Consider the following 895-nt stretch of genomic DNA (forward strand, 5'->3'; position numbering starts at 1 on the left):
TTGCGAACCCGTACCTGCGAGTGCTGGCCTCCGTGCCAGTGGATGGTCAAGATCACGTCGCGCGCATCGTCATCGACATCCGCCACGATGTCCTTGATGAGCGTGCGCAGCAGTTGCTGACGACAGCGCATGTCGACACTTGGCGCGTTCCAGGTGGCCTCGAGATTCTGGGCGAGGCCCGTGAAGTCCGGAACCGCGTCGACAGGCTCCACACCCTGGACTTCGCTCAGCCGGGCCTCGCAGGTCTCCACGCGCCTGAGCATGGCTTCCCAACTCCTCTCGAGCTGGGCCGCAATAAGCCGGTTCTCCGGGTCGCAAGCGGCATAGCGGCGCTCGGCGAGCGATGCCTCATAGCGCGCCTGCTGCAGGTCCATCTCGATCATCTGCCGCCGCTTGGCTTCGCTCTCCAGCTGCATCCGTTCAGCCTCCAACGCCGCTTCGATCGCCATCGGCACAACCGCCTCCAGCGCTTCGCGGGTCACCGCCGCGTCGGTGCGAAAGCCGTTGAACGACATGCATCGCGCCTGGGCCATCATGAGGTTGCCGCGCTCGCAGCGATATACCGGATAACCTTGGCCGCGTCCGGCATACATGACAACCAGTCTTCGCCCGCATCGACCACAGGAGATGAGACCGGGGAGCAGTGCGCGACCGCCGCGGCCCGACTTGACGCCGCCGGCTTTGCCATAAGCGTTGGCCGCGAGCAGTTCCTGGTTCCGTTCGTACTCGCTCCATCCGATGTAGCCTTCGTGATGGTCGTTGAGCACCACCGCCCACTCGCTAGCCGGCTTGTAATGGCCATAGCTCTTGCGAACGCGGCCATCGACGATCTCAGTGCGCTTCTCGCTCTTACCATAGACATAGGCGCCGGCGTAGAATGGGTTCTTCAGGATCG

Annotated in this window: 1 protein-coding gene; it reads right to left on the reverse strand. The window is 63.7% G+C overall.

All coding sequences use genetic code 11. The annotated features are described in order from the left end of the window. On the reverse strand, window positions 1–895 hold an 895-nt coding region (locus NKH28_RS34305; protein ID WP_352981462.1), incomplete at both ends, for a recombinase zinc beta ribbon domain-containing protein.

Source organism: Mesorhizobium sp. M1227, assembly GCF_040318315.1.
Taxonomy (GTDB): domain Bacteria; phylum Pseudomonadota; class Alphaproteobacteria; order Rhizobiales; family Rhizobiaceae; genus Mesorhizobium.